Source organism: Glutamicibacter sp. TV12E (genome assembly GCF_052441935.1).
In the GTDB taxonomy this organism is placed as follows: domain Bacteria; phylum Actinomycetota; class Actinomycetes; order Actinomycetales; family Micrococcaceae; genus Glutamicibacter.
The window spans coordinates 1,251,504-1,277,245 of the sequence record NZ_JBQVVF010000001.1 but is presented as its reverse complement, the minus strand read 5'-3'; the positions used below and the strand labels follow the sequence as shown (position 1 = coordinate 1,277,245).

Below are 25,742 nucleotides of genomic sequence, written 5' to 3'. Positions count from 1 at the left end.
CTGCTATTCAGCGGCCACATGCTCAGCTGCATGCGGCGTGAACCAGTTGATGAGCATCTGGCCAGCTTCACGGGCCATCTCCTCGCGGATATCTTCGACAGCCGTGTGCGGACGCGCGTAGGGCTTACCCCGGTACTTCGGAGTGCTCTTGCCTTTGTCTACTGGAATCGAGGAAAGAACCGCCTGGGCGACGTCTCCCAGCCGGTCATGAATGGCAGAAAGAGCTACAAGATGGGCGTCGTACTCTTCCAGTGGCGGGGCGTATTCCCCGCCGGTGTCTTGCTCTACCAGAATCCTGGCGATCTCTGGATCTTTCAGGATCGCTGCCTGGAACCGCGACGCGGACGGCAGACCATCGATCAAACGAAGCAAGTACGTCCATCGACGTTCACCCCATAATCGATCAAGGTCTGCATTGTAGACCTGGGCAAGGTCCGCCGTGACCGCGTCACGGTACTTGGCTAGGATCCCGTAGAGCCGGTGCCGTTTCCCTGGGGGCCAAAGATTGCCTCGTAGTGGGCATTGACTCGGCGGCCAAGCTCAGCGATCTGATACAGGTTCAATTTAGCTTCCAACAGCTTCTTGAAATCCGCTTCCGATAGCCACTTTTCGAGCATGCCCCGAGTATTGGACTTGTCCAGATCCTCAAGGAACTCTTCGGCATTGGTCCATTCCATCGTTCCTGGATCCGGGAAGGTGATTCGCTTTCCTCCGCTGAGCGCCTGGATGAAGGGGCCTGCCTGGGCCGAAGAGTCGAGGTCGGCCATGGTTGCGTTGATCTTAGGTGCATCGGTCATTGGATGTACCCTCACTTTCTGGGTGTGTGTTTTGCCTTAGCGGCGTTTTTGTGGGGCTACTTGCTGGCGGACTTGCTTGCAGGTGCGTCCTGCGATGCCGGCTTCTCGGCAGCGGCAGACTTTCCTGCTGATTCAGGCTTCACGGTAAAGCCCTGCGCCTTGAGCCGGACGATCTCTGTTGGATTGTCAGTGGGGATCTGGGTCTTCTTGTCGGGGCTGATGAGAATTGCCATGGTGGCTCCTCCTCTTTCCTTGTTGTCTTCTGGGTGTGTGAGGTAATCCGTGGCGGCCAGCAGCGTTGTCTTCCTACACACCCAGTGAGAAAGGAAAACGTCCTATGGATCCGGCCGCCACGAAAACTGGCCAGGCGTGGTTACGCGGCAGTGATTTCCCAGCCGAGGGCTTCAGCGTTGTTCTTGAAGCCGAGGCCGCCCTTCTGCTCGGCCTTGATGTACCCGAGGCCGCTGTCCGTGTAGGCTTTCAAGCCAATCTCGAATGCACGGGCATCTGACTTGCTCCAGGCCTCCGATGGGAAGCTGGTCACTGAGACACGCGGGTAGAACTTCGACTCGAACCAGGGCTCAGTCGTGGATCCGTCAAAGGTGATGGCCACGCACCGGAAGAACTTGTTTTCCGGGAAGTCCGGGATCTCGTACTTGACCAAGCCATTAGCGCCTACCTTCGGCAGAACGATTCCCTCAACCAGGGAAACGATGCTGGCGCGGACGGTCTCCAATGCGGTGAAGGTGATGCTCCGGGTGTCGCCGGTAACGTCTTCGCGAACCGGAGACAGGTGACCCAGGGCATCCACGCCCTCGGAATCGGTTTCGCGTTCGTGGTTGATTCCATCCGGCGACAGCAGACCCACCGGCAGGTAAGCTTCCGGCAGGGTGTTGATCAGCAGGCCGGTGGTGTCAACCAAATCGCCTGGCACCTCAGCGTTTTCCGGTGCCAGGAACAGCGCGGCACCGAGCGTCTTGCGGACGCCCTTCGTGTTCTCGTTGGCGCTTTGGAAAGCGCCCCAAGTCATAGCGGTCATTATTGAGCCGCCTCCTTCCGCCCCATGCGAGGGCAAGAGAAAAGGCCCACCCCGGCGGGGAAGGCCTCTGTTGATTTTTTTATTTCGAACTAGATCGGTCGGGATTCAGCCCGATAGATAGCGACGAACTTGCAGATTTCCGGGGAAGGATAATCTTCTTTCGTTGGCACCATTTCGACAGATACCTTGTCAATGACTCCATCTTCCGTGTCCAGCGGGCCATTCATCAGGCTCGCCTTGACCGCTTCTGCAAGGTCCTTGGCCGCCGTGCGCCCTGTGGCGTACACGTCGACCAGGATCTTGTCAGTGCGGAAGATGCTCTGCTCGTTACCGCCGCCGTCCTGGATGTGCACGACTTCGCGACCGTCCAGATCTTCCGGGTTCAACTGCAAGGTAGCGTTGAATCCGCCAGTGGCCAATGCGTTCTTCGCACACTTCACAGCGTCTGGAAATACATAGAGAGACACATTTACCCGCTTTCAACGATTGAGGAAATCCTGCTGAGGATCCGATGCTTCCGTTCAACCGCTGACGCATATGGAACGGTGTTGACGATGCGAGCTGCTGCCCGCACTTCATTCTTCCAACCGACGATGCTTGTTGTCGGTTCAACGGCAAACCCCGCACGGTACTCGCCTGATACCACCGGGCTGATCGCTCGAACACCAGAGACACCAGCCGTTGCTATGGCGACCATTGCGGCCTGCATCTTCGGCGAGCGCGCGACTTCTGCAATGCCTATCGGGTCTGGTTCGTAGAGTTTAGCCATTGGATTCGGCTCCCTTCAGGGGTACTTCGACACCGAGTGGTGTGACTCGCGGCCTTCCGTCAACGAAGTATGTGCCTGCCCCCATGGCGCTGTCTGGTATCACGATCTTGTCTGTTGATTGGAACTCGAATTCTGGATCCGGGTCTCTGAACAGTGACAACTTCGTGGTGACGACATCGGAGGCTTCGTCATCTTTCGTTGACGAGCTGGTGGAGACCAGGCAATTTTCAACGGAGAACTTTTGTCCTGGTTGTGGATCGCCGTTGTCGTCCAGGCCTCCGGCGCGGGTGACAGCTACTGTGCATCGCCAGTCTTCGGGGAATCCGTCAAGTACGATCATCGAGTCTCCTTACTGGGCCTGCTAGTAGGTGTCTTTCCACTGCGGGAAGATCCGGTTGAGTCCATAGGGTTTCGGTGACTCGATCCTCGGCAAGGCGGCTTTCCCTGTACTGCCTTCGATGATCTCGATCATCCAGTTTTCGAAGTGGAGCCGGTCCTCGTTGCGTCGTTCCTCCACGGTGAAGGACCGCGTCATGTTGCCGGCCTGCACCGAAAGGGATTTCTTGCCTTCGGTTTCCAGTCCGGGAAGGATTCCGATGACTAGTGCGATGACGATGTCTTTCACGTCATCGGCGGTAGGCTCACCGGCACTGATCCGTGCGTCAATGTCTTTCCAATCCCGCCGGATCTTGCGTGATGCCGCACCGATCCAGTAAGACGCCCGTGAAGTTTCCACAGGGTTGAGCGGGCGCCATGCGGACTCAATATCTTTAGGCTCTGCAAAGTCGTCCATGGTCACCCGCTCCCCTACTTCGCTCCGGCGGTCTTAGCGCCTGGTGCCTTTGGCGGCGGCGTCTTCAGCTGAGCCAGTTCGCTTTCAGCAGCAGCGGCCTTGGCTTCGGCCTCCGTTGCCTTCGCCTCGGCCGCCGTCGCTTTTGCTTCTGCCTCGTTCGCCTGCTTCACGGCCTTTTCAAGCTGAGCCTGCAAACGTTCAGCCGCGGTTTCCTTCGGCTCCGCGTCCTCGGTACCGTCCACGAGCTCAATCAGCTTTCGTGCCAGGAGATGCTTGATCTGGTCTTCGTGCACGCCCTGCGGGATGATGCTTCCTGCAGGGACGATGCGAGCAACGCGGTTGCCGTCAGGCGAACCGACGGAAACCTTCACAACTCGCGCTTTGGCCTTGTAAATAGCCATGGGTTAAGCCCCCGTTCCGGTGACGTAGATTCCAGCCAGCGGGTTGGTTACCACTGGCACATGAGGGTTGCGGGCCTGCAGGCGCGTCTTGTCCGACTTTTCACGGAAGGACGCGATCTCCACGCCGGTGTCGTTGCCGACTGGCCGGTATTCCGGCGACGGGATCTGTTCGCGGGCAATGCCGCCGAGTACTCGACGGTCAACGAATAACGGGTCGGTGATTTCTCCGCCGTCAGCTGCCACCCAGGTGATACCGCCGATGGTCGGGAATGCACCGGTCGTAGCGGTGTTGTCGTTGTCCGGGAGGATGTCGAGCAGTTCCGGGACGATTTCGGCGTGCTGGACGCCGTCCAGGACCACTGTGTCGATGTCGTAGCCAAGCTTCAGTGCACGCACCTTGGCCTTAGCCACCATGGCATCCTTGAGGATCTGCTTGCCGTTGGTCCAGGCACCACCAGCCACGGTCTGGGTGACCGAGGAAGTGATCACGCCTAGAGCAGTGTCATTGGCGCTGAACACGAGTTCAGTCTGCAGGTAGCTCAATGCGTCATCGATCGGCTGGCGCAGCAGGCGGCCAACCTCTTCATCGGTGACTTCAGTAGCAATGCCGTCCTTCAAGGCGGTGTACATCTCGTACTGCTCCGGAGACATCTGGGTCAGCTTGTACTCTCCACCAGGTGCTACGGTCTCGGCGCGGCGGTCGGTGCGGATGTTCTCCTTGGTCGGCACCATGATGCCGCCGCCCTGCACCTGGTAGCGTCCCTGCAGCAAGAAATTGCCAATGAACTGCTGGGCCTTCAGGATCTCGTCCAGACGACGAGCAAGCAAGGTCGGTGACTTGATGAATGCGATCAGGTCTGCCGCGCTGGCTTTCGCCACCTGGCTTGGAGTGTATGGGTAAGTCATCATTTTAGGTTGAGTCCTTTCTTAGCGCTGGAGCACCTGAACGAGGCCGCCATCGGCAGCTGCGGTCAGGGCCAGACCGATGACGGTTCCGGTGGTTGCGGTTCGAACTGCGCCTGCTCCAGCGGCTTCCAATTCGGCACCGAGGGCGACGGGTCCAGAAGCCTTGAGCTCGTGGATGACCTTGCCGACTTCGATGGTGACCTTGTCACCGATCTCAGCGTCATGGCCAGCGATGCCGACATAAGTAGTGCTACCGGCTGCGGCGGGAGCCACAGAGCGGTCTGCAGCTCCAACCTGGACTGGATGGCCACCGGTTACAGGTGCAGTGACGTCGAAGGTGACGGTGTCACCTGGACGGAAGAGTGGCAGGTACTGAGTAGCCATGGTTAGGCCTCCTTGGAGTAGATGTTCGTGTAGAGCTGGTCCTCGTCAGGGGACTCGTCAACCCCGCCGGTGTAGCCCTTGGCTTCTACCGGTACGAGGCCTGGAGCCAGCGCCTTGAGGCTTTCCTCAGCGCCTGGATCTGTCGCCAGCAGGTTGAGCCAGTGATTGCGGCGCGCGGGCGGGATACGGCCGTCCTGCACGGCGTTCTCAACGGCCTGGGAACGATGTTCCGCTTCCTGCTGATCGCGAGCTTCGCGGCCTGCTTTGGCGTCAGCCTTGAGCTGCGAGTACTGGGCCTCGTCCAGCACTACAGTGCCTTTGGCCGCGGTTGCCGCTGGCTGCTCGCCGTCAGCTTCCGCCTGTTCGGCCAGCACCTCATCGAGTGCCGCGAGCGCGGTTTCCTCGTTGATTTCCTGGCCTTCATTCTTGATCCCCAGACGCTCGATGACGCCCTGGAGTAGAGAGTCCGACATGTCGGCTCCTTCCTTTGGTGTGGGCTGTGTCGGGGATTCCGTCTCAGCCAGATCGGTTCGCCACTCACCAGCGACGGCGAGCGCCTCGGTCAAGTGGTCTTGGATGTCACGCCGTGCGGGCGTGGCATTGGTTGGTGTGGGTGGTGCTGGGGCCTCGCGTCGGCCGGCATAGGCGAAGACACTCAAATCCATATGGTTCTTGAGGTTTTCAGCCTGTTTTTCTGTGGCTTCGGAACCGACAATGGCGTCCGCCAAGCCAGCGGCCACCGCTTCTTCTGCGGTGTACCAGGTTTCGGCGGTCATCCGTTCGCGCCATTCCTCCTTGGTACCTCCGGCTCGGTCGGCGTAGACCGAGGCGATGGTGTTGGAGATTCGGTCTAGGAAGTCTGCTGCTTCCCGGAAATCCGACGGGTTGCCCACTGCAATGGTGAGCGCGTCGTGGATCATGATCTCCGCGCCCTTGCCCATGCTGATGTCGTCGGCGGCCTGGATGATGAAGCTTGCGGCCGAGGCTGCGAGCCCGTCTACTGTCACCGAGACGGTGGCCTTGTGGCGCTTGAGAGCGTTCATGATGGCCAGGGCATCGTAAACGTCACCGCCGGGGCTGTTGACCCGGAGGTTGATCTTCGACGCGGTGACTCGTGACAGGTCCTTGACGAACTGTGATGCTTCGACTCCCCACCATCCGCCGATGGCGTCATAGATGAAGATCTCGGCTTCTTCGTCGGTGGTGGCTTCCATGCGGTACCAATTGGCCTTGGTTGCATCGCTAGGAGGCTTCAGCATGTTCTTCTGATGTGGTTGTGTCATCTGTTTTGGCCCCTTCCGTGTTCTCGACAGGTTCTTTGACTGTGACCGGGACAAGGCCGGTGTGTTGGATCGTGGGAAGACCTACTGCGGTGGCTGAATCCACTGCATCGAATCCAGCACGGGCGAGGGTCGCCATGGTTTCAGTTCGAGCTCTCATGAGTTCGATCTCTTCATGCTCGCTACCCCCCGGTGGTTTCTGAGGTGTTCTTGCGGGCCGTCTCAGGGTCTGCTTCAGGCAGTCCGTAGACCGTTCGCACGTGAGTTTCAAGGTTGCCGTCAGCTGTCAGGACTCCACACTCAATGAGGGCCCTGATGGCTTCGGCTGTGGCTGGGTGGCGCGATCCGATTTCATCGAATGTCACCAATGGCGCTCTCTCTTCAGGACCGAAGTTCAGGTCCACGATGTCTTCGACGATGTGCTGCGAGGCGGTTTCCGCGATGTCTCCGGCAATCGTCTGGAGCGACAATGTGAAGAAGTCGGCGAATGTGCTTCCCAGCGCCCAGGAACCGGTTTCGGTGCCAAGGTTCAGGAAGTGCGCTAGCACTGCGCGGGCAATCTGCTCGTCGTAGTAGCGGATAGGCTTCTCGGCGTCTGGCAACTGGCCGGAGACGCCGAGCAGTTCAAGCTTCGCTCCCTTGGGCATGGAAGCGCCGGAGGTTTCGCCAGATCGCACGCCTTTGGCTATTTGCAATCCAGCGTCGATCTCCTGCTGCCTGAGCTCCTGGTACTTATCCGCCGGCAGATTTTCGGGGAGATCTCCGGTGGTGTATGCCGGGAATCCCATGCCGTTTCGATCTACTGATTGCAGCTGCACTCTGAGCATGCGGTCTTTGAGCAGCCAGAATTTATATGCTGGCCGAAGCAGCGACTGGCCAAGCCAATTGCCGCCTTCGCGGTCCAGGACGTATGCGACCAGTCGGTCAACGTCCATTGCATTCTTGTTCCCGGCTTGGTCGCCGTGCTGGTAGATCCGCTTCAATCCGCCATCTCGATCGACGTCTATTTTCGAGATCGTTCGTGGCGGCCTGTAGCCGAGCTTTCGAAGCCGTGCCATGCCTTGCTCATCGATGCGGTAAACCTGCTCGAAGTACGCGTGGCCGAAGGGAAGCATCAGCAGAGCAAGGCGCAGATGCTCTTTCCAGGAGAACCGATCCCGGGAACGCGGTGCCGTTGATGCTGTTTCGCCTTTGATAGGCAGCCCCAGATCTTCGGAGATCATCTGGACTACTTCAGGTCGGGCCCCGTTGGGCTCGATTCGCCAGATAGTTCGACGAATCGGCAGTGTGACTGCACGGAGAACCGACATGACTTGTGAATCCTGGCGCCGCATCTTGTCGTAGATCTCGATGTTATTTGGCCATTGAAGTTCCTGGGTATCCTCGTCGCTGCTGTAGGCGAAAAAGTTTGAAGTCTGATACCCGGTTTCGTTCGTAGGTGCGCTCAATGTCCCTCCTTTCTCAGAATCCGATAGAACCAATGTCAGAGGAGAATGACTGGCCAGCGGCCGCCCCACCTGAATAGTTCCCATATGACGTGTCCAGATCAGCCGATTTCACAGCCGCCGGCGGAGGAGGTGGCGGCAATTCACGATCATCCTTGCGAGTGAGCAGCCAGAGAGCGGCCACAGTGGCCATCAACGGCGCAGTGTCCGAAGGCGAGGCCTTGTCATCGGGAATCGTTGCGCCGCCGCTAAAGGTCTTCAAGACAGCCGTGGTGGCTGCCAGATCAAGCGGTGGCTGCTTGTGATGCCGGAGCTTCTTCTGGGTGACGAAGTCCATGTACCGCGCCCAGCCGTTCGTCAGATCTGTGCCTTGCCAAGGGATCACGGGCACATCGAATGGCAATTCGGGATCGCTCTTGGCCTCACCAAGATCTTCCATCAGCGCCGAAACCTGAGCGCCCTTAGACTGCCCTGTGACGCCCTTGATTGAGTCCCGGCGCTTGGAGTTCATCAGGTAACCGAAAGTCCACTCAGTGCCATGCCTGGCCGCTACCAGCTCCACCTGAGGGTGCCCGTCTGCCCTGTACCCTGCACGGGCCATGTAGACGTACTCGCGGTCGCTGGACTGTGCCAGACCCACTGTCACGTCGGAGACGATCTTGTCTTCCTCGGCGATGTGGGTCGTTCCGTCCGGCCCGACCTCGGGCTTGTTCTGGCCTTCCTCCCACACTCCAGGTGGGAATGGCCCTTCCAGAACGCCATCCGACCACTGGCACATGCACTCGGTCCTGAACACCCATTCCGGATCAGTCTTGCAGGCAGCAACGAGAGTGCGCTCCGTGAATCCCGGGTTCCATCCCACTGAGGGATTGGCCTGGGCCCATCCATCACGATCCCACTTGGAGCAGCCAGGACGTGCCGACCACTCGAAGAGACCTAGCGTTTCAGGTTCTTGTTCCCACTCGTCGTCCTCGTCGTACCCTTCATCATCTGGGTCATCTTCCTTGCTCATGCCAAGGTCAATGACATCAGGCAGCAGGTCTTCTCCGGACTGGCAAATTCCGTCCGGATCGCCAGCACCTTCGTGTCCCATCTGGCGCAAGTACCGAAGGACTACGCTGGTGACATCGCCCGCGTTGGACAGCGCCAAAACCAGCGCCTCAAGTTGGGCCATCGTCGTCTTGGTGATCGCTCCCCAGGCATCCCAGTTCTGATGTTCGCGAAGCTCATCGAGAAGGATCAGGTTTCCGGTAAAGCCACGGCCAGCTTTTCGGTTGGCTGCCTTGACCTTGTACCGGGTCTTGCTGCGCTTCTTGACCTGACGATAATCCTCGACATCACGGATGATCTCCAAAGCCTTCTTGCCATTGACCTTGACAACCTTGTCGATCAGCGGTGAAAGCTCCTCGGACTCCTCCACCATGTCCACGGCGCCCTGCCAGACTTCCTCCGCAGTTTCCAAGTCCTGGGCAGTGCCCAGCACCAGGGGCCAGCCCCACACGCAAATGATCCATATTGCTAGGACCTGCGACAGCGTGGACTTGCCGTTCTGGCGGGCAATCAAGACGATCACGGTACGGAATCGCAGCTGGCCATCTTCAAGCAGCTCCAGCATGTGCACCAGCAGCCACTTCTGCCATGGATACAGCGTGATCTTCAGAACCTCTTCGGCGAAGTCAATCACGTCGTAGCCAAGCGTCCACTGCTCCGTCTCCGGCGAGCGCGGTTCCAGCGGCCTCAGGGGCGGCGTGAAGACGCGTGGCAGTTCCTTGCCGTACAGCTTGGGCCGTTTTTTCTTAGCCTGTCCGGCGGCGGTTTGCCCTCTCCTGGAGGCTTGAGACGTTGCTGCCACTGCCGCCTCCCTTGTCTTGCTTCTGAGTCTCTGGCGCGACGCCAACGCTCAAGGATGCTGGGGTGATCTGTAATTCCGAACAGGCTTTGATGTACTGCGGCATGATCTTGATGACCGCCTCGTTGAGCGCTTCCATCGAGTCGCGCTGCGCTTCATCAATCAACCATGCTTGAGTCCTAGCAGCGGCGATCAAGCCCGCGTACTTCTTGCCGTCTTCGCCCTGCAGGTGTGGGGCGTTGGCCACGGCTGCGGCGGTTGCGTCGGCCATGTAGCCGCGTTTCCTGGTTGGCTTGACCAGCGGTGCGAAGCGGTCTCCCCAGGCGCGGATCTGCTCGGCTAGTTTGCGTTCTACTTCTAGCGCGGGATGTGGCTGGACTTTGCCGCGAGCGTCGCGGACCACCATGCCTTCCTCTTCGATCCGTTCCTGAGCCTGCCGCATCCTTGCCACCAGGTAGCAGAACGCTTCAAGTGCCTGGCGGTCTACGGTGCCGGCTACATCGTTACTGGCCACAATTTCATCCCAGACAGCTTTGACGTTGTCGGGAAGCCGTTCGGGCGGGTTTAGACGTGGGTCGCGTTCTTCAGCTCGGTCCACCATTCCACCTCCTTGGCAGTCAGCTCGTGGGCTTCAAGATCGCCGCAGCCAAGAACATTGAGTGCCTTGAATGAGCCAGCTCGCAAAGAGTCCATGCTGACCGCTGAGATGTTTCCATCGTCTGCCGCTTCGGATTCTGCCCGCTCGATGTATTCGGGACGAAGCTTCGCGACAAGATCTGAGAGCGTCCGGCGGGATTTGCGCCAGTCGATCATGGTCGCGATATCCGGCACGGACATGTGGGGGTAGTCGGCGAGAACGTCACGAACAGCCGGTTCGAATTCCTCGGAAGCACTCGGCCGCCAGTATTCCATTCGGGCGTCTTCGGCGAGCGCCCGGCGGACAGCGTTGCGGGATACCTCGTGGTCTCGGGCAATCTCTCTGATGGCATGACCGCTGCCGTGTAGTTGGATGATCTTGGGGCGGTCCTTCATGGGATTGCCGCTCTATATGCCGTATCGGCGCGGCGTTGCTTCCCGGTGGACCTTGTACCAGATCGGGATGATCACGTATCCGTGTTGCGATCTATCGGGGATAAGCAATCCATCTATGCGTGGCACGTAGTCCGCACGGACACGGAGAGCGCGGCCGTCATAGACCATCGGCCGGCTAGCAATGTCTTCCGGATCAATGCCGTTGGCTTCCAAGAATTGGCAGACCGCATCACGATGGGTCCTGTCAGGAAGATGGGTTCCGTCAGGGTCAATAACGCGCATTTCCTTACCTTTCTGCATTGGCGGGTTCACTTTCACCGCCATAATGCCTTGTCAGACTGAATATCGGTTCAAAATTTCCCGGGGGGAGAGGAAACTGCAATGCGTGAAGTGTCCGCTCGGCAGGGCGCTGGATTTTTTTGGGGTTCGCCTCGGCCGAGGTCACCAATCATCGGTGACTCCGAGTCCGGTCTGAACTCGTGCGCCGGCAGCTCGGTTGCAGTCGAGGTGTGCCGGTGCCCAGTTGGCTGGGTCCCACGTGAGCTGTGGAAATTGCTTTCGTGATTTGACGTGCTGGACGCTGCAGGACTGTCGGTGTGGGTACTTCAACGAGTAGTCGATGCCCTGGTTGCAGATGACACATGGAGTTTGGTTTCGTCTGCCTTGCGCCTTGACCTGTCTCAGCGCTTCACCTGCAGCTCGTCCGCTCCATGGCTTGACTGGTGCTTGATTGATGTTCATCTCGTGCACCTCCAGTGTCCTGGGCATGACGAAGCCCGACTGCTTTGGGGAACAGTCGGGCTTCGCTGGAGTCAGTGATTCCACTTCATCACTAATTTAATCATGCTAAGTCAAGGAACTAGATTCCCGCATGATTCCGGGGTCTAGCGCCTCTCGGTCTACGTGCTGCCATGGACTTAGCCCATGAGTCCCACGGGATCATGTGCGACCTGTCGGTGGTACAGACCACGGTCTTGGCCTTCCCTGTCTGGTCCCACATGGTGGCCAGGTCTCCCCCGCACATGGCTATGCTGCCATCCGCTAGACGCGTGGGGGCCTTGCACTGGTCTGGCACGGGCAGCTCTACTGTTGGGGCATCAGCTATGGTTACCCGGGCTATCTGATCTGCGGCCTCGGCTGCATACCAATAGGCCTTCAGCACCTTACTGGCATCCTGAATCTGCACCACTCTGAGCACCTGCCACCGATACAGCCACTCGGCGATCGAGGGCGTGGATTGGTCATCGGGCAATCGCACATCAGGGTACTCGTCCAGAAGCAAGGGCACGATCTTCCATACCTGGCGGCTGGCCTTGATCACTGCATCAACCACATGCACACGGATCGGCAACGGTGCTGATACCGCTGTCCCCTGCCGTCCTCCCGATCCTTGCCCTGGGAGCAAGCCCTCCTGCGCCGCATCCCACCGCTCAGCCACAAGCCTCAGATCCGAACGCATCCGGTCCTCGCACTCATGGCAAACCCTCGATCCGACACCTGTGACCGGCGCCGGGCCCAGACCCCAGCCTTTGGCGTGCACCACGCACACACCCGCTTCATGAGCTTGGCGCGAGACACATCCCCAGCACTCACACTCTGGGCTATCAACATGTGCCGACATGGCTACTCCCCCTCCAGGTACCTGAGTTCAACTTCGTCTTCACACTTTCGGCAAGGCAGGTGCAACCCGTGAATCTCGCAAACTGAATTCGGTGCCTCTTCCTGCCATCCATGAGCTCCCTTGTACGGAGATCCGAACTTCCCACCAGTAAGAACTTCAGGAGCAGCCCCAGCATGGTTACTAATCACGTCTGGTTGCTGGTTTCCTCGTCTTCCTCGTTTACGTCTGGATCTGGATCTTCGAGGCTTGGAGGAATCAAGGCTCGGGTCGGGCTGACCCTGCCGGGCCCCTTGACCATCCCCACCCCTCCCTACCCCACCAGCCCGTACCCGCGCCTGCGCAGGCCCGTGGATAGCTCCATTCGGCTGGTCTGGCTCTGGTCGCTCCTGACCAGCGTCTGGACCACGGCTGGTCGAGGTTCTGGTTATTGCAGCCGGTAAATCAGGGTCTTCTTCGCGCATCCAGGCATAAGCTTCAGATGGTTCACCCTCGGTGGCCGCCTCAACGCTCGACTGCTCCGGAGCGACGTTCTGCGGGCCTTGCGGCGCGATCGTCGAGCTCGACGGAGCAGGAGCTTCAATGGTGGTGTCAAGGATGAGGCCGAAGCCTGAAGCGAGGTTCTGCTGCCCTGGCTCAACAGTTGGAATGACGTTCTGCGAGCCTTGCGGCGCGATCGTCGAGTTCGACTGCTCTGGAGCGACGTTCTGCGAGCCTTCTGGCGCGATCGTCGAGCTCAACGGAGCAGGAGCTTCTTCTCTAACTGGAGCGGGCAGCAGAACCATCCCTGCTTGCTGGGGAGTACGCTTCCCCTTTTCTCGGTTGCATGCTCCACAGGACAGAACAAGGTTTTGAATACCGATGGCCTTTTTGGGGTCAACATGTTCGATCTCAGGGCGCTTTTCGCCCTTAGTCGTCTTCCGATAAACCAAGTCACCGCAATAGCGGCACTTGCCCCTGGAGCACTTAGGGAAATCGGTAGCATCGCGAGCCCACACCTGAGCGCGCAATTGAGGATCTTTCAGCTCCTTGGCCTTTGCCTGCTTGAGCTTCTCATCCTCGGCCGTATCGTAAGCGAACTGGAACCAATCGTGGAAAACGTATGAACCGGCTGGGATCTCTGGACATTTCTCGCACCCATGGCCGGACGCGTGCCACAGTCCGGCTCTGACCAGTTGTGCTGCTAAGAGATCAACTGCTTGCTTATTGAGCAGGATCTTCATCAGATGCACTTCAGTTAGTTTGCCGTCCGTTTTCGCGTCGCGGCTGAAACTTCCAGCCATCGTCCACAAACCCATCGCTGCCATGCCGGTCAGATCGCCACCCAATGCAGCCTCTGCAAGCTCACGCGCCTTCTCATTCACGTGCAGCTTGTCATCTACCTGGAAGAAAGACACTCCCTATTCCCCTCCTTTCGTTGTTAAGTTCTTGCTTTGTCTGGGATACCTGGCGGTGCCCGTGAATTTGCTGCTTGCATTTCAAGCGCCTTGCAATGCTTGTGCATGAATGACGATGGTTCGTGTTGGGTATGGATACCCTGTGGCGGCGTGGGGTGAAACGTTGACTAACTGAATCGGGGATCCGGCCCTGTGCAGTGCGCCGGTCATGATCGCTTCAAACCGTTCTCCGTTTGAGGTGATCACCTTGGCGTGGAATTCCTTACGTCCGTTGCCCCGCGAATTCAGCTCGCCGATCATCCGGCTCAGCTTCATCTCCGGGGTTTCCTGGCTCTCATGCCGGCCGCTCGATTTGGTTGCCCTGGTCATGACCGCTTCCTTATCGTTCCGCATGAATTTAGTGCTGCTGGAACTAGGCCGAACGTGGTGACGCGGAGCGGTTCAGCTAGACGGATACCCGCGTACCTCACACGAGCTCGCCCTTTAGGAATGTTGTAGGTCCGGATACTCGCCTGCCCGTACCCCGGAGGTGTTGCGCGGCTGAACGTGGTGAACCGAATTCGGACACGTCGGCTATTCCTGGACATTAGCGGTCTTCCTTGCTTCGTCGCCCGCACATTCGGCATTCATAGTGCAGGTAGTTCCGGCTTTTGCGTATAAATTCCCAGTGATGACCGAGCATCAGGCACCACGGGTAGAGCATGTTAGGCATCGTTCACCTGCGTGAGTTTGTAGATGCCAATCTCGCTGGCGTAAGGGCTGTCAGGTCGTTCTGGCCAGCCGTCCTTGAGCCACTCCTGCATTTTGCGTGCTTCGTCTAGCGTGCCGATTTCGGGGGTGCATCCGGGATATTCGAAGTATCCGTAACCATCAGATTTCCGGGTGTTCTTGACGACCACGGTGTAAATCTCTTCTTCTGCGTTCACCTGCGGCTGGGCGGCGGCGAGGTCGTCGATCAACTGGTACACGTCGGGCAGACTCACGAAATCGTGAACGCTCTCGCCAGGGTTGTCGATCGCCTCGGCAACCAGGGTCGGCGGTAGGGCGTCTCGGTAAGCGGACAATGCGGCCCGTGCGTCGCATTCATAGCGCTCCCGCCGTGTAGCGTCCAGGTCCTCCCACTCGTCGAGATCGAACTCGTCATCGCGAACATCAAAGATCGCCTTGGCGGCCGCTTCGACCGCGACCAGGTTAAGCGGGGCGTTAGTCATTGTGTTCGTCCTTCCATGAAACTTCCGGTAATTGTTGGCCTCGTTCCGGCATCTGCAGCGGAACCCTGATGCGATACGTGCGGGTTTTGATGGGCAAGTATGGTTGACCGTTGCGTCGCTTCTGAGACCATTTCCTGTTCTTCTGACCGAGGCGGGCGTGGTCGTAGACTTCCACGGTGAATTTGTTGCCGGTGATGATCACTCGTGAATCACTCGGTACAAGATGCCTAACGCCATTGGCCAACAACCACTCGGAGATAGCGTCGCGCTGCGTCAAGTGGTTGATCTTGGCAAGGTTGATGATTCCTGGTTTCATCTTGTTTTCCTGTTCTGGTAGGTCTGCTACTGCTGGCTTGGCCCAACTAGCACGAAATCGGACTTCACTGGCTGGGAGACAATATTTCTGGACACCGCTGCAGTCATCTCCGATACGGCGCCAGCCACCATTTCCGCGACGCCATTTATGTCTTCTGCGATGTAGAGGAAGGCCCGGAACGGGTTCACCTGGATACGCATGCTTCGGATCTCGCGCTTGGCCAGAAGCATGGCTTCCCGGCAGTTCTTTTCGTACAGGGCTGCCAATCGTGGCTGCCCTGTACGGTGGCAGTGTGCTGCGTGCTGGGCCATGTCGATGGCGCGGGCAATGTTCCGGCTGCTCATTTTTTGCCCCGGTTCCAGAGTTCTTCCACTTCGGCATGCTCGACTAGGAAGTCCGCTAGCCGCCACAGCCCAATTAGGGCTAGAGCGGCGAGGATCAACGGCCAGGCCCAGCAGAACATCACTAATCGTGCCGAGTGCTTGAGAACGCGGCGGCCTTCTTCAGGAGTGTTAGACAGAACATCCATCTTCGCGAACCCAGAAACAATCAATCCACCGATGAACACGATGAGCAATCCGCACATGTACACGTTGAACAGGGCTTCCAGAGTTGACCAGGTCATGGCTTCACCTCCGGCGAGTACACGGCAGTAATTTCGACCTTGGACGACGGCCACACCATGAACGTTCCAGCACTGGCCTCGATGACCACGACCTTCTGCAACTGCTGCTCATGCTCTTCAGGCGCCTGTATGGCCACCACGCGATGAGCGACGGCCTGCAATACGCCGAAGGCCCCAACCTTCTTTCCCAGATCCGTGCCGTTCAACCTGCGGGCTTCGATCATCGTTGTCATGGCGACACCTCAGAAGCTTTGTAGATGTTCGGCATGATCGACCAGATAGGGATCCGCCAGCCCAAGGTCACCAGGTCGTAAGTGCGCCCCTGCTGCAGTTGCCCGTAGGCATCGGCAGCGTTGAAGCGGCCACGAATCCAGTCATCCCTAACGGCCAGGGTGCCGCATTGCTCGGTATAGACCCGGTACTCGTGGCCTTCCTCGCCCTGGGCCACCGATTCCTTACCCGTGACGGTGCAAGTCTTGGAGACTTCGTGGAAGCTGGCAGCGATGCTCAATCCCAGTCCACTGATGACCAGGAGAACCACCGTCCCGAATCCAAGGACGCTCACGAAGAGCGGCTTGCCGTGGTGTCTCATGCCTGCACCATGAAGCCAGCGAAACGCGGAAGGCCTTCTCCTCGTTCTTCCCGGACGAGTGTCGCGCCGTCCATCGGGTCTTCAGCGTTGGGGCCCGGCTTCCATGCCCAATCGGTTCGGAACGAGATGCGGAACTCCACCAGGTCGTCAGCATCCTGCAACGTCTCGATCGTCTCGCCGGTCAGCTTCTCAATATAGGTGCGGACTGCTTCATCCGCGCTGTGCGCATCGGTCGTCCCTGTGACGATGAAAAGATCGGTTTCTTCCCCAAGGTCCTGGACGGTGATGTTTTCGTTAGTCATGGCTACTTCCTGTTTCTCTTGGCAATGATGTGCTGGACAATCAGATCTGGACGGTGGCCAAACCACTGCTCGGCTTCCCCTGTGGTCGTATCTACGACTTTGACGAACGGCATCGTAGGACTGATGCCCATCTGCTCTGCGATATCTCGCAGTTGCTCGATCTTCTCGATATGGTCATCCGCTACATGGATGGTTTGGTGCGGTATCTGGCGCGAGTTGAGAGTGTTCTTTGTCTTCACGCACTCCCCGCATGCGTCCTTCGTGTGGACGGTAACCTCAAGAGCCACTGCGTTCCCCCTTCTTCAAATCGTCACGCAACCCCTCGACTTCATGGGCAACCGCCAACAGTGCATTGGTGACCCCGCATAGCAGCTGGCCAATAGCGGCAGTGTCTTGCGTAACCTTCATCCCTTCCACTCTCTTCATGTCCTTGGTGACCGCACTAACGTAGGGATTTTCAGAACTCTTCATGAAATCTCTCCTTTACAAAGGTTTTTGTTTGTTTTTCGATAAACAAGGCTTTTCACATTGCTTTCAGTCCTGCCGGCAGTACCCGCGCCCAGATTCCCCGGCGTCGGACATGCCTGAGCTCGCTGGCCTTGTCCATGTCCACGCGATCCACGGCGACCCAGCCGGCGAAGTAATCGCCGCAGTACACACACAGCCCCGAGGACTCGGGCCCAACGGCCGAGAAGATCAACGGCTGCTCGTAGGCCTTCTGTGCTTGCGTGAACGCTGCTAGACGACCGGAGTCCACCTTTACCGGTGGAAGCTTCGCCTCTGCCCGGGCTGCTGAAGTGCTAATCGTTGCCCACAAACCGGTAAGGTCCCGCTGCTGGACAGGCTCCGTCAACTTCAACTCGTCGCCTCCAAAGAGTTGCCCGAGCCGCCTAAAGGACATCGTGGCCACCGGAACATCACGTCTAGTTCCTGGCTCTCGCTCCGACTTGAACTGCACCGACACTTCGAGTTCTGCATCTGCCTCGTCTTTGCCGAGTTTGAACATGCTCAGAACTGCAGCACACGTCTCCGGAGTCATGGAGAACTGGCCCAGCTCGAAATACGGGTTCCGTTCCTTATCGAAAGGGACGCGAGCAATGGCCGAGGTGAGTCCATCCGATGCCGTGCAAAGTATCTCGGCGGTATCGGTCAAAGACACGATCACGCACCGCTGCTGGAGGTTCTTCTTATCCGACGCAACATGTGGCCTCGTTGCCACAAGAGCCGCTCGGAACATGTTGAGCGAGACCACGAAGGACAAAGTGTTCATTTCTTCTTCCTCTTCCGTCTAGTTTTCGGTTTGATGCCGGCGGCCGCCTGCCTGCGCTTGTACAGCCATTTCCGTTCGGCTGGAGTCTTCCCGCCGAAGATTCCGTCGTTCAGTTCTTTCTTGTCCAGCGCGTATTCCAGGCACTCTGTCCGAACTGGACATGCGGCGCAGACCTTAAGAGCGGCGTCGTAGATGACCTCGGCTTTGCCTTGCGGCGGGAAAAAGATGTCCTTCTTTTTCAGCTGTTCGTAGTTCGCGGTGCAAGCTGCCTTCTCGCGCCAGTCGATAACATCAGAATGCGTTGACGGCTGGTGCTTCACGGTGCTGGCCGAACTGCGAGTTACTGGCACGACTGCTCCGGCTCTTCTGGCTCCCCCTGTGATTCGTTCAGGCGGAGCCGTCCGCGTTTTGACCAACGCAACTCGCTCACACGCTTCTGGGCCTCGGCAATCGCTTCATCGCGGTCATGCTTGCTGAAAGCAACCAGGAGGCCTGAAGCGTAGCGGGCCGGCACGCCTGGTGCTTCCCAGACCTGCGCGCCCCAGACCAGCTCCCCGGCCGCGAGTCCCGGGCTGGCGCGTACCGAGCTTCGGGGCCATTGCACGGCTTCTGGGTCCTTGTGCTCGAATCCCTGGTACATGCGTTGGCGATCGATCACTCGCGGTGCCGGTGAGGTGGACGGATGCTGGGCCATAGCTTTCAGCCGCAGATTCTGGTCGTGGCTCCGCAACGTGGATGCTCCGCCCTCTGCCGGTCCATCAGTGTCCTGAAGGAAAGGCATTAGGCCACCTCGCCGGATTCGTCAGCCGAGGCGCAACCGGTGCAAATGTCATCGCCGGTTGGTTCGAATGGTTCAGTCCCGCAGGATCTGCACGCTTCACCCACGGCCTGCACGATGTCCAGGTCTCTTGAGCGATCCGGATTTTTGGTGGCGCAGTACTGCATGGCATCGATTTCAGCTGCATCAAGCACATAGCCAAGTACGTTGACGATCAGGTCATAGAAACTGAAGTTACCGTTGGTCCACAACGTCGCCCATGGTGCACCATGCTCGTTCGAACCACGAACAAATCCTCTAAGGTTATCGAGCTCCGCAGGGGAACCGCAGAGCAATCCATCCACGGCAACGAGATTCGCAAGCGGAAGCCGCGTCAAGAATTTCCTGGTCTGGCCGATCCACTTCTCCCGCGCCAGCTCGTATTCCCCGTCGTCCATGCCCTCGCCGTCTACTGGAGGGATGGAGGTGATCAAGCCGATCATTTCTTCGCCTTCAGAGTTTCTGCACCAGCGTTCGATGCGCTTGAGGATCAACGACTTGGCGGCGGCTTCCGAAACGGTCTTAGGTTCCTGGACGCGCCGGGCGATGCTCTTCGTCCGGACTCCGACAATCTGAGCCAGTCCAGCGTTCAACCGCTGCTTCTCTTCCTGCTCCGCTATTTCCTCCGGAGTAAGCTCCGGTTCGGCCGGCGATGCGGCCTCCTTCTGCAGGAACCATTCCGGCGTGGTCGCCCGGTATGCGAAAGCATATTTGTGGCCTGCCTTGTGATGTTCGGCCGGAGTCATCTCTTCATCGATAGGCTGCCACTCGGACCGGTACCACGGAGCATGAGGTGGAGCTTCAACAGCGCCCAGCGCTTCCAGCTCAGCCTGGATTCGTTCCTTGGTGAGCCGAGCTTCAGTCTCGACGATGTGCTTTTCGATCTCGTCTTCATTGGCTCCGGCCGGCAGATCCTTAATCGCCCTGTCGTAGAGGTCTGGATCTTTGGATTGGTCTGCCAGCTCGTAGAGACGCTTGACGGTATCCAATGTGGCTGCACCCTTGGTGAAGTCTTCTGACAGCTTGTCGCTGCGCTGCGCCATGCGTCCACGCAGATTCACTTCGGTACGGCTCATGCCGTGCTTCTTGCCGATCGTCGTGACGTCCTGGCCAAGATCCAACGCCAGCTGGATGCCCTTGGAGATTTCAGACTCGCGAAGCGGGTTCTTGGTGCGACCAGTGCTGAGCATGGCATCTACGTCGGCGACCTTGTTGCGCTCGGAGCTGGGCCACACCATGCACGGGATTTCCGTTTCCCCGGCTTTCAATGAAGCCAGGTAGCGGTGGTTTCCCTCGCGGATCAGATAATCACCGTCGATGTCTGGATGCGGGTAGACCGTGATCGGTTCGATTAGGCCAACGGATTTGATCTGCTTGGCCAGGAACTCCACTTTCTCCGCGTCGTACCCCTCGCGGATATTGCTCTCATTCTCGTGCACTGACGAGATCGACAGGATTTGCAGCGTGCCTCTGAATTTGGACAACTAAATACACCCCAAAGTGTTGATGAAGTAAGGAATCAATGGACTGCCTTAGAGCGGCGGCAGCCAGCCGCGTTATGCAGCTCGAAGTGCTTGATGCGCCTGCAGCTCGACCTGGGCCCAGTCAACGAGGGCACCGACGCAAGCCACTGCGAAGAGAATCATGATCAAGGCCCACAAGCCGTTATCCAGCGGGACAACGAAATGCAATGCCACAACCAGGAGGGCGATAATCGGCAACCAGATCCGCCACATCCTCTGCGAGCCTGCCCGGTAAATCTGATCGGCCGGCATCACAGACCGCCTTCAAACAGCGACGCTGCCTGGACGGGCTGCTGAGATGCCGGAACAACTACGAAGTAATGAGTGTCCACGCCCTCCACGGTCAAGGTCCCCCGGCCTTCTGGATTGTCCGGATGGAGGTTTTCCTTGGATACCGTGATGCGGTGGCCCCGATACTGCTGGAACTGGGCCCAGTCCTGAACAGACTTGCTCGCCGCGCGGGCCATGTCGCTCTTCGGCTTATCCAGCCACGAGATACTTCGGACCTCAGATGGTTTCGCATGGCCAACGGGAATGATCCGGACCTGTCCAAGCACCCGAGTCATTTCGTGGCCTGCTTCTCGATGAACGGCTCGGACACTTCACGAAGCCTCCGCAAAGCCACCACCAGCTGGTCGCCACGGGTGATGACGTGATTCAATGCCGAAGCAACATTGCCAGTGGAGTCGAAGTCATAGGTCACGTTCAACGCCGCACGCAGTCGATCATTCGCGACCTTCACGTCCTGGTGAACTTCACGGCGTCTCTTGGCCTCGCTCATGCGGGCGATATCCGCTGGCGTCTTTGCCGCTGCCCCGGTGAGGCTTGGGAAGAAGCGTTCAACATGTGGATTGCTCATGCTGCGACCGCCGTCTCTTCAGCGGCGATACGAGCGCATGCCTCGGCCAGGACAATTCCAACCTGGTTGATGCACTTGTCTTTGAGGGCCTGCGCCTGTGGGCTAAGGGCTTCGGCCTCTCCCGCGTTGTTCGATAGAGTGGACATTGAAATCACTATCTCCTTTGCTTACCGTTTTGGATTATTGGTTTCATCGCCCTCAGCAGCTGCCACTGCTGAGGGCACTTTCATTTCCGGAGAATCCGGAGTTTGACCCCTCTCGGTAGAATCAGAGGTTCCTACACCCGCGCCATTTGGCGCTCCATCTACCGAGAGGGAAATCTTTTGGCTAAGAAACTCATATACTGGGGACAAGAAATTCCCTTGGACGAATCTGTCAATATCGACAGCCTGCGTATGTCGATCCGCGGCGTGAATCTTCACGACCAAACTCGGTGGATTGAAATACGGACCACCCGCGGCAAGGTCTCGATTCTTGTCTCCGCCGGTATCCCCGTAATGTTCGAAGAAACCGAACCATACGAAGTCGAGGGTTGGACTCTGCCTCAAAGCGGCTAGCAAGACTTGGCCTCGTTCACTCCATCGGTGCTGCCCTCATCCCGCTGAGCTGAGGACAGCACCGTTTTCAAGTTGCGGAGTGTTTCGACCGCTCCTAGCGCTCCCTTATGACGATCACGAGCCGACAAATATTGGTGCCGTGCCTCCCTCAGATCTCCCCCCACGGAGACCTCAAAGGCGAGGTAATGCGCGGCAAGATCGTAATTGCCCCGTGCCTCTTTCAAATTCACCTCAGCTGCCGTGATCACCTGATTCAACAACAAATCGAAATCGGAGAGAAGAGGCTGAGGGTGCATCTGCTTTTCGTGCATTCTCTGGTGCTCCTCTATTTCCTGGTCGTAGTAGTCCTGGGCTTCGAAGTCCTCGGCGGTGACGAGGTCTCCGGCGATTCCGATATGGAAAGTGCAGCCCGGTTCCGGGCAGTTGAACTCACTCATGCCACCCTCAGCTTTCCTGCAGATACTCGCCCCTTCGCGGCAGGCCTTGGAGATTTGCTTTCTGGCACTTTCTCGATAGACACGCCGGGCATAAAAATAGTGTTCCGGGGCGCACCCAGTACATCCTCGATTGCTTCACCCAACTTGGGCGTACATCCGCTCTTCTTGCCTCGAACCAGAGCACTGATGAACTGACGCTCACACCCAACGAACTCCGCGAGCTTGGATTGGTTCATTTCCGCCTTGGCGTCGATAAACGCTTTCAAAACGGCCGGGTCCCGTAGTTTCATCCACTTTCCCTTCGCCTTTGCACGTCGTGCATGTGTCGTCATCATCATTCACCACATCCTTTCTAGTTGTCAACCGATCTATGGCTAACAGTAATCACTCGGTTTACGTCTTGTCAACCGATTATCCTCACAACAACTCCCGAATCTAGCGGACATTTCCGCCTTGCGCGTTTCTTTTGGTTGACATTATGGGTATTGAACTATGTTTAACTTGGTGGACACCGACTGCCCACTCTCGATGGACATTCACGCAGGCCCGATTGAAAGTTGAATCATGCACGAGTTAGGGCGCTACCTTCAGCGCAAAATTGACGATAAAGGCTGGACCTCAGCCGAGCTTGCTCGGCGTGCCGGCGTATCTCGTCAGACCGTGTACAACTTGATAACTGACACCCGCGATTTCATGGACCAGACGCCGCAGCGCAAGACCATCAACGCTCTGGCGGATGCACTGAACGTCACGCCCATGGAGATCCTCACTGTTAGCGCACAAGCTCTGGGAATTCCCATTGAGGCGCTGCCCCCAGAGGATGTCCTAAGCTCGGTCACCAATGAGCAGATTCTTACGGAACTGTCTTCGCGGTTGTCTCGGTCGAAAGGTCCAGGCAATGAATCCACGTCTACTGAAGCAACTCTTCCTCGACACTTGCGAGCAGTGGCGCCCGAGGGTGACTCTCGCCCTGGACAGAAGATAGCCCCCGGCGAATTCGAGGTCACTGAAATCTTTGGCGAAGAAGCCCGGAATTACCCCCTCCCGGACCTTGACCAAATGGCAGCCCATCCCAACTTCAAGAGCAAGCGCCAGAAGTGGGAAGAAGCCTACGGCGAGCGCGGCGAGGAGTCTCAGGACTCAGGCGAGGATCTCTAGAGGGTTTCTTATACCTTATGACGGGGACAATTTAGTCTAGTTCTTGTGTTCTAATTTGTGGAGTTGGTGTTTCAGTTAGTTCGAATCTATATTCGAATCATGAAATATTCAATTTCCCCATGGGTGACTGTCCGCCAATTGGCGACATCCCTGATTGTTTGGACCCGCCCTCACTCGACCGTCCCGGCCTCTACCGATGGCCAACGTATTTTCATGGATCCAGACTTGTTTCAAGACGAGACGCTTTGCGCGCTAACTCATGAGGCCATCCATCTAGAGCGCAATCATTCCGGCTGCCAACCTCCAGCTGTGGAGCGGGAAGTGCAACTGGAAGTTGCCCGTCGCCTGGTCTCTTTCGAAGACTTGAAGCAAGTGGCCGGCTGGGCCAAGAGCCCGGCCGAGATGGCCGATGAGCTCGGCGTCACTGAAGAGGTGGTGCTCCTAAGGTTGCAATCGCTTGATGGTGACCAAGTGCAAGAGCTTTGGCCGCCTAGCGAGTACATCGCATAGTTGTCCACACCTCGAAATGCTTTTATTCTTCGGCATCTCCACATCTTCACACTCGAACTAATGCACGATTTCCACAGGAGTTTCCACAATGTCATCGAATAAGAAAACTACTTCCGAGACGTCACCTGCCACCCTTCCTCCGGGTGCAATTGGTTGCAATCTCGATGACCATGGTGATCATTCAGGTGACCTGTTGACACTCCTGATAGCCCGGCTAGATGATCTGCTTCAGCCACAGCCTTCCGGGAAATTGAAGTGAGTACTACTTCCAGGCCCAGGGCAATTCTTTACCTGCGTCAATCCATCGCCCGGGAAGAGTCAATCAGCCTGGATCTGCAGGAGGACGCTGGGCGTCGCTATGCAGAACAGCAGGGCTATACGGTGGTGGCCGTCAAGGCCGACGAGGGCATCAGTGGGCGCACCTGGAATCGCAAAGCCGTCAAAGAAGTCATGGCCATGGTTGAAACCGGCGAAGCTGACATCATCGTCCTTTGGAAATGGTCGCGCCTATCTCGCGCACGCCTGGACTGGGCTATCGCGCTAGACAAGGTGGAGGCCGCCGGCGGCCGCATCGAATCCGCCACAGAGCAAGTGGACGTCAGCACCAGCACTGGCCGGTTCGCCCGTGGCATGCTCGCGGAATTCGCTGTCTTCGAATCCGAACGAATCGGCGACACCTGGAAAGAATCCCAAGCACGCCGCGTCGCACAAGGCCGCCCCCATTCAGGCATCTATCGCTTCGGCTACATCTACGACAAGGCAACCGGCTACACTCCAGACCCCATCGCCGGGCCGATCCTGGTCGAGTGCTACCGCCGCTACAACCGAGGCGAAAGCCTCTCCCAGCTCCTCGCCTACGTTGTGAGCACCGGAGTACCTTCAAGCACCAGGACAGACGCGAACAACTGGAACACCAGCCGAATCAGTCAAATGCTCAAGTCCCCCTTCGCGGCCGGCTACTTCACCTACAACGGCAAAACCTACCAAGGCGACCACGAACCCCTGATAACGACGGAAGAGTGGGAAGCCTACCTGGTTAACCGAGCTGCCCGGCAAGGCACCCGCAAGCCAAGGGCGCCACGCAACCCGTATACCGGCCTACTCGTGTGCACCAGGTGCGACCACAAGATGTACCAGCACGACAAGCACGACCGGGCCACCCGCTACATGTGCTCTGGAGCCCAGACTAAGAAGCTCCACAAGGGCGGATCCATCCACCAAAGCAAGATCGACCGCGCCGTGCTCGCGTGGTTCAAAGAACGCATCGCTGACGAAGCCGACGCGGCAGCCAGGGAGGCAGCACGGAAGACACCGGCCCTGCCAGCAACGAATACCACGGCGACGATACGGCGAGCGCTGATCAAGGAACAATCACGACTGGATTCGCTCACCGCCAAGTACGTAGACGATGTCATTCCCCAGGCGTCATACGAGAAGCTTCGCGATGAGTCATTGAAGAAGATCGAGGCATTCGAAACCAGGTTGCGGGAGCTTCGCGTTCAGCAGCATCAAACGCGGCCGAAGGTTGATCCAAAGCTATTGGAAGCCTGGCCGCACATGCATGCGGCCGAGAAGCAGCAGATCCTTGGCCTCTTGGTAGACCATATTGAAGTGACACCTGGTCATGGTGCCGGCCACGTCGCCATCGTTCCGAAGTGGGCAGTCCCTACTTCGCAATAGCTTTATCCGTGTGATTCCGGGGAAACTAGACTGTGGGTTTAGACGTTTACACACTCGTGCAAAATAACCCCTTAGAAGCTCGGCTGTGACGCAGGTCTATAACCCGCATCTCACCGGAACACTTTAGCCGCTAAAGATGCCGAGCCGGAGGGCAGATGGTCGGATCCAGCGGTGG

44 protein-coding genes are annotated in these 25,742 nt (G+C 58.0%); 4 read left to right on the top strand and 40 right to left on the bottom strand.

The genetic code is table 11. The features are described 5' to 3' along the window. Positions 1–3: 3 nt before the first annotated feature. The 38 genes from ACT7DV_RS05975 to ACT7DV_RS05790 all read right to left on the bottom strand — a co-directional run bounded on the left by ACT7DV_RS05975 (position 4) and on the right by ACT7DV_RS05790 (position 21,371). Complete coding sequence (locus ACT7DV_RS05975) at positions 4–372, bottom strand: hypothetical protein (protein ID WP_444661320.1); 369 nt, start codon at positions 370–372, stop codon at positions 4–6. Positions 373–461: 89 nt separating this feature from the next. Beyond that, complete coding sequence (locus tag ACT7DV_RS05970; RefSeq protein ID WP_444661319.1) at positions 462–797, bottom strand: hypothetical protein; 336 nt, start codon at positions 795–797, stop codon at positions 462–464. Between the two features lie 56 nt (positions 798–853). Next, a complete protein-coding gene (locus ACT7DV_RS05965; RefSeq protein WP_444661318.1) occupies positions 854–1,030 on the bottom strand; it encodes a hypothetical protein in 177 nt (58 codons plus the stop codon). Positions 1,031–1,170: 140 nt separating this feature from the next. Continuing rightward, positions 1,171–1,836: a hypothetical protein gene (locus ACT7DV_RS05960; protein ID WP_444661317.1), complete on the bottom strand. Its 666-nt coding sequence runs from the start codon at positions 1,834–1,836 to the stop codon at positions 1,171–1,173. Between the two features lie 89 nt (positions 1,837–1,925). Continuing rightward, entirely contained in the window at positions 1,926–2,276 is a 351-nt protein-coding gene (locus ACT7DV_RS05955; RefSeq protein ID WP_444661316.1) for a hypothetical protein, read from the bottom strand. Between the two features lie 29 nt (positions 2,277–2,305). Further along, complete coding sequence (locus tag ACT7DV_RS05950) at positions 2,306–2,605, bottom strand: hypothetical protein (RefSeq protein WP_444661315.1); 300 nt, start codon at positions 2,603–2,605, stop codon at positions 2,306–2,308. Beyond that, positions 2,598–2,945 (bottom strand): hypothetical protein, encoded by a 348-nt coding sequence (locus ACT7DV_RS05945; RefSeq protein WP_444661314.1) that lies wholly within the window; start codon positions 2,943–2,945, stop codon positions 2,598–2,600. Before ACT7DV_RS05945 ends, ACT7DV_RS05950 begins: the two co-directional genes overlap by 8 nt. A 21-nt stretch (positions 2,946–2,966) precedes the next feature. After that, a complete protein-coding gene (locus ACT7DV_RS05940; protein ID WP_444661313.1) occupies positions 2,967–3,398 on the bottom strand; it encodes a Gp19/Gp15/Gp42 family protein in 432 nt (143 codons plus the stop codon). 14 nt (positions 3,399–3,412) lie between these two features. After that, positions 3,413–3,799, bottom strand: a complete 387-nt coding sequence (locus ACT7DV_RS05935; RefSeq protein WP_444661312.1) for a hypothetical protein — start codon at positions 3,797–3,799, stop codon at positions 3,413–3,415. Between the two features lie 3 nt (positions 3,800–3,802). Further along, positions 3,803–4,708, bottom strand: a complete 906-nt coding sequence (locus tag ACT7DV_RS05930) for a phage major capsid protein (protein WP_444661311.1) — start codon at positions 4,706–4,708, stop codon at positions 3,803–3,805. A gap of 18 nt (positions 4,709–4,726) precedes the next feature. After that, the gene (locus tag ACT7DV_RS05925; protein ID WP_444661310.1) at positions 4,727–5,089 is read right to left on the bottom strand and encodes a capsid cement protein; all 363 of its coding nucleotides are present in this window, start codon (positions 5,087–5,089) and stop codon (positions 4,727–4,729) included. Positions 5,090–5,091: 2 nt separating this feature from the next. Then, positions 5,092–6,372, bottom strand: coding sequence for a head maturation protease, ClpP-related (locus tag ACT7DV_RS05920; protein ID WP_444661309.1), 1,281 nt, complete (start codon positions 6,370–6,372; stop codon positions 5,092–5,094). 179 nt (positions 6,373–6,551) lie between these two features. Further along, positions 6,552–7,817: a phage portal protein family protein gene (locus tag ACT7DV_RS05915; RefSeq protein ID WP_444661308.1), complete on the bottom strand. Its 1,266-nt coding sequence runs from the start codon at positions 7,815–7,817 to the stop codon at positions 6,552–6,554. Positions 7,818–7,830: 13 nt separating this feature from the next. Beyond that, positions 7,831–9,666 carry a hypothetical protein gene (locus ACT7DV_RS05910; protein ID WP_444661307.1) on the bottom strand — a complete coding sequence of 612 codons (1,836 nt, stop codon included), beginning with the start codon at positions 9,664–9,666 and terminating at the stop codon, positions 7,831–7,833. Further along, the gene (locus tag ACT7DV_RS05905; protein ID WP_444661306.1) at positions 9,611–10,264 is read right to left on the bottom strand and encodes a terminase small subunit; all 654 of its coding nucleotides are present in this window, start codon (positions 10,262–10,264) and stop codon (positions 9,611–9,613) included. The genes ACT7DV_RS05910 and ACT7DV_RS05905 overlap by 56 nt, the downstream gene beginning before the upstream one ends. After that, positions 10,228–10,695 carry a hypothetical protein gene (locus ACT7DV_RS05900; RefSeq protein ID WP_444661305.1) on the bottom strand — a complete coding sequence of 156 codons (468 nt, stop codon included), beginning with the start codon at positions 10,693–10,695 and terminating at the stop codon, positions 10,228–10,230. Before ACT7DV_RS05900 ends, ACT7DV_RS05905 begins: the two co-directional genes overlap by 37 nt. A gap of 12 nt (positions 10,696–10,707) precedes the next feature. After that, entirely contained in the window at positions 10,708–10,995 is a 288-nt protein-coding gene (locus ACT7DV_RS05895) for a hypothetical protein (protein WP_444661304.1), read from the bottom strand. Positions 10,996–11,136: 141 nt separating this feature from the next. Continuing rightward, entirely contained in the window at positions 11,137–11,436 is a 300-nt protein-coding gene (locus ACT7DV_RS05890) for an HNH endonuclease (protein ID WP_444661303.1), read from the bottom strand. A 118-nt stretch (positions 11,437–11,554) separates the two neighbouring features. Beyond that, complete coding sequence (locus ACT7DV_RS05885; RefSeq protein ID WP_444661302.1) at positions 11,555–12,238, bottom strand: hypothetical protein; 684 nt, start codon at positions 12,236–12,238, stop codon at positions 11,555–11,557. Between the two features lie 80 nt (positions 12,239–12,318). Continuing rightward, complete coding sequence (locus ACT7DV_RS05880) at positions 12,319–13,710, bottom strand: HNH endonuclease (RefSeq protein ID WP_444661301.1); 1,392 nt, start codon at positions 13,708–13,710, stop codon at positions 12,319–12,321. Between the two features lie 81 nt (positions 13,711–13,791). Continuing rightward, complete coding sequence (locus tag ACT7DV_RS05875) at positions 13,792–14,079, bottom strand: hypothetical protein (RefSeq protein WP_444661300.1); 288 nt, start codon at positions 14,077–14,079, stop codon at positions 13,792–13,794. Positions 14,080–14,414: 335 nt separating this feature from the next. Next, complete coding sequence (locus ACT7DV_RS05870) at positions 14,415–14,921, bottom strand: hypothetical protein (protein ID WP_444661299.1); 507 nt, start codon at positions 14,919–14,921, stop codon at positions 14,415–14,417. Next, entirely contained in the window at positions 14,914–15,237 is a 324-nt protein-coding gene (locus ACT7DV_RS05865) for a hypothetical protein (protein WP_444661298.1), read from the bottom strand. The genes ACT7DV_RS05870 and ACT7DV_RS05865 overlap by 8 nt, the downstream gene beginning before the upstream one ends. A gap of 26 nt (positions 15,238–15,263) precedes the next feature. After that, positions 15,264–15,581, bottom strand: coding sequence for a hypothetical protein (locus ACT7DV_RS05860; protein WP_444661297.1), 318 nt, complete (start codon positions 15,579–15,581; stop codon positions 15,264–15,266). Beyond that, positions 15,578–15,862 (bottom strand): hypothetical protein, encoded by a 285-nt coding sequence (locus ACT7DV_RS05855; protein WP_444661296.1) that lies wholly within the window; start codon positions 15,860–15,862, stop codon positions 15,578–15,580. The genes ACT7DV_RS05860 and ACT7DV_RS05855 overlap by 4 nt, the downstream gene beginning before the upstream one ends. Continuing rightward, positions 15,859–16,095, bottom strand: coding sequence for a hypothetical protein (locus tag ACT7DV_RS05850; RefSeq protein ID WP_444661295.1), 237 nt, complete (start codon positions 16,093–16,095; stop codon positions 15,859–15,861). The genes ACT7DV_RS05855 and ACT7DV_RS05850 overlap by 4 nt, the downstream gene beginning before the upstream one ends. Next, positions 16,092–16,454 carry a hypothetical protein gene (locus ACT7DV_RS05845; RefSeq protein ID WP_444661294.1) on the bottom strand — a complete coding sequence of 121 codons (363 nt, stop codon included), beginning with the start codon at positions 16,452–16,454 and terminating at the stop codon, positions 16,092–16,094. The genes ACT7DV_RS05850 and ACT7DV_RS05845 overlap by 4 nt, the downstream gene beginning before the upstream one ends. Then, positions 16,451–16,756: a hypothetical protein gene (locus tag ACT7DV_RS05840; protein WP_444661293.1), complete on the bottom strand. Its 306-nt coding sequence runs from the start codon at positions 16,754–16,756 to the stop codon at positions 16,451–16,453. The genes ACT7DV_RS05845 and ACT7DV_RS05840 overlap by 4 nt, the downstream gene beginning before the upstream one ends. A gap of 2 nt (positions 16,757–16,758) precedes the next feature. Further along, the gene (locus ACT7DV_RS05835) at positions 16,759–17,043 is read right to left on the bottom strand and encodes a glutaredoxin domain-containing protein (protein WP_444661292.1); all 285 of its coding nucleotides are present in this window, start codon (positions 17,041–17,043) and stop codon (positions 16,759–16,761) included. After that, complete coding sequence (locus ACT7DV_RS05830) at positions 17,033–17,227, bottom strand: hypothetical protein (RefSeq protein ID WP_444661291.1); 195 nt, start codon at positions 17,225–17,227, stop codon at positions 17,033–17,035. Before ACT7DV_RS05830 ends, ACT7DV_RS05835 begins: the two co-directional genes overlap by 11 nt. A gap of 52 nt (positions 17,228–17,279) precedes the next feature. Beyond that, positions 17,280–18,026 (bottom strand): hypothetical protein, encoded by a 747-nt coding sequence (locus ACT7DV_RS05825; RefSeq protein ID WP_444661290.1) that lies wholly within the window; start codon positions 18,024–18,026, stop codon positions 17,280–17,282. Continuing rightward, a complete protein-coding gene (locus tag ACT7DV_RS05820) occupies positions 18,023–18,376 on the bottom strand; it encodes a WhiB family transcriptional regulator (RefSeq protein ID WP_444661289.1) in 354 nt (117 codons plus the stop codon). The genes ACT7DV_RS05825 and ACT7DV_RS05820 overlap by 4 nt, the downstream gene beginning before the upstream one ends. Continuing rightward, on the bottom strand, positions 18,367–18,807 hold the full coding sequence (locus tag ACT7DV_RS05815; RefSeq protein WP_444661288.1) for a hypothetical protein: 441 nt from the start codon (positions 18,805–18,807) through the stop codon (positions 18,367–18,369). Before ACT7DV_RS05815 ends, ACT7DV_RS05820 begins: the two co-directional genes overlap by 10 nt. Then, entirely contained in the window at positions 18,807–20,327 is a 1,521-nt protein-coding gene (locus ACT7DV_RS05810; protein WP_444661287.1) for a ParB/RepB/Spo0J family partition protein, read from the bottom strand. Before ACT7DV_RS05810 ends, ACT7DV_RS05815 begins: the two co-directional genes overlap by 1 nt. 72 nt (positions 20,328–20,399) lie before the next feature. Beyond that, positions 20,400–20,618, bottom strand: a complete 219-nt coding sequence (locus ACT7DV_RS05805) for a hypothetical protein (RefSeq protein WP_444661286.1) — start codon at positions 20,616–20,618, stop codon at positions 20,400–20,402. Continuing rightward, positions 20,618–20,932, bottom strand: coding sequence for a hypothetical protein (locus ACT7DV_RS05800; protein ID WP_444661285.1), 315 nt, complete (start codon positions 20,930–20,932; stop codon positions 20,618–20,620). The genes ACT7DV_RS05805 and ACT7DV_RS05800 overlap by 1 nt, the downstream gene beginning before the upstream one ends. Then, a complete protein-coding gene (locus tag ACT7DV_RS05795; RefSeq protein WP_444661284.1) occupies positions 20,929–21,225 on the bottom strand; it encodes a hypothetical protein in 297 nt (98 codons plus the stop codon). Before ACT7DV_RS05795 ends, ACT7DV_RS05800 begins: the two co-directional genes overlap by 4 nt. Next, positions 21,222–21,371, bottom strand: coding sequence for a hypothetical protein (locus ACT7DV_RS05790; protein ID WP_444661283.1), 150 nt, complete (start codon positions 21,369–21,371; stop codon positions 21,222–21,224). Before ACT7DV_RS05790 ends, ACT7DV_RS05795 begins: the two co-directional genes overlap by 4 nt. Before the next feature lie 177 nt (positions 21,372–21,548). Here ACT7DV_RS05790 and ACT7DV_RS05785 point away from each other — a divergent pair, with 177 nt between their 5' ends. Then, positions 21,549–21,782, top strand: coding sequence for a hypothetical protein (locus tag ACT7DV_RS05785; RefSeq protein WP_444661282.1), 234 nt, complete (start codon positions 21,549–21,551; stop codon positions 21,780–21,782). Here ACT7DV_RS05785 and ACT7DV_RS05780 read toward each other — a convergent pair. Together ACT7DV_RS05780 and ACT7DV_RS05775 are read right to left on the bottom strand one after the other, a co-directional pair. After that, positions 21,779–22,219, bottom strand: coding sequence for a hypothetical protein (locus ACT7DV_RS05780; RefSeq protein ID WP_444661281.1), 441 nt, complete (start codon positions 22,217–22,219; stop codon positions 21,779–21,781). The two genes, ACT7DV_RS05785 and ACT7DV_RS05780, sit on opposite strands and share 4 nt — an antisense overlap. Continuing rightward, entirely contained in the window at positions 22,216–22,557 is a 342-nt protein-coding gene (locus ACT7DV_RS05775; protein ID WP_444661280.1) for a hypothetical protein, read from the bottom strand. The genes ACT7DV_RS05780 and ACT7DV_RS05775 overlap by 4 nt, the downstream gene beginning before the upstream one ends. Before the next feature lie 226 nt (positions 22,558–22,783). On the opposite strand from ACT7DV_RS05775, the gene ACT7DV_RS05770 reads away from it, so the two are divergent. The 3 genes from ACT7DV_RS05770 to ACT7DV_RS05760 all read left to right on the top strand — a co-directional run bounded on the left by ACT7DV_RS05770 (position 22,784) and on the right by ACT7DV_RS05760 (position 25,567). Beyond that, complete coding sequence (locus ACT7DV_RS05770; RefSeq protein ID WP_444661279.1) at positions 22,784–23,377, top strand: helix-turn-helix domain-containing protein; 594 nt, start codon at positions 22,784–22,786, stop codon at positions 23,375–23,377. Between the two features lie 213 nt (positions 23,378–23,590). Beyond that, positions 23,591–23,887 carry a hypothetical protein gene (locus ACT7DV_RS05765; protein WP_444661278.1) on the top strand — a complete coding sequence of 99 codons (297 nt, stop codon included), beginning with the start codon at positions 23,591–23,593 and terminating at the stop codon, positions 23,885–23,887. A gap of 255 nt (positions 23,888–24,142) precedes the next feature. Next, the gene (locus ACT7DV_RS05760) at positions 24,143–25,567 is read left to right on the top strand and encodes a recombinase family protein (protein ID WP_444661277.1); all 1,425 of its coding nucleotides are present in this window, start codon (positions 24,143–24,145) and stop codon (positions 25,565–25,567) included. The last annotated feature ends 175 nt before the right edge of the window (positions 25,568–25,742 follow it).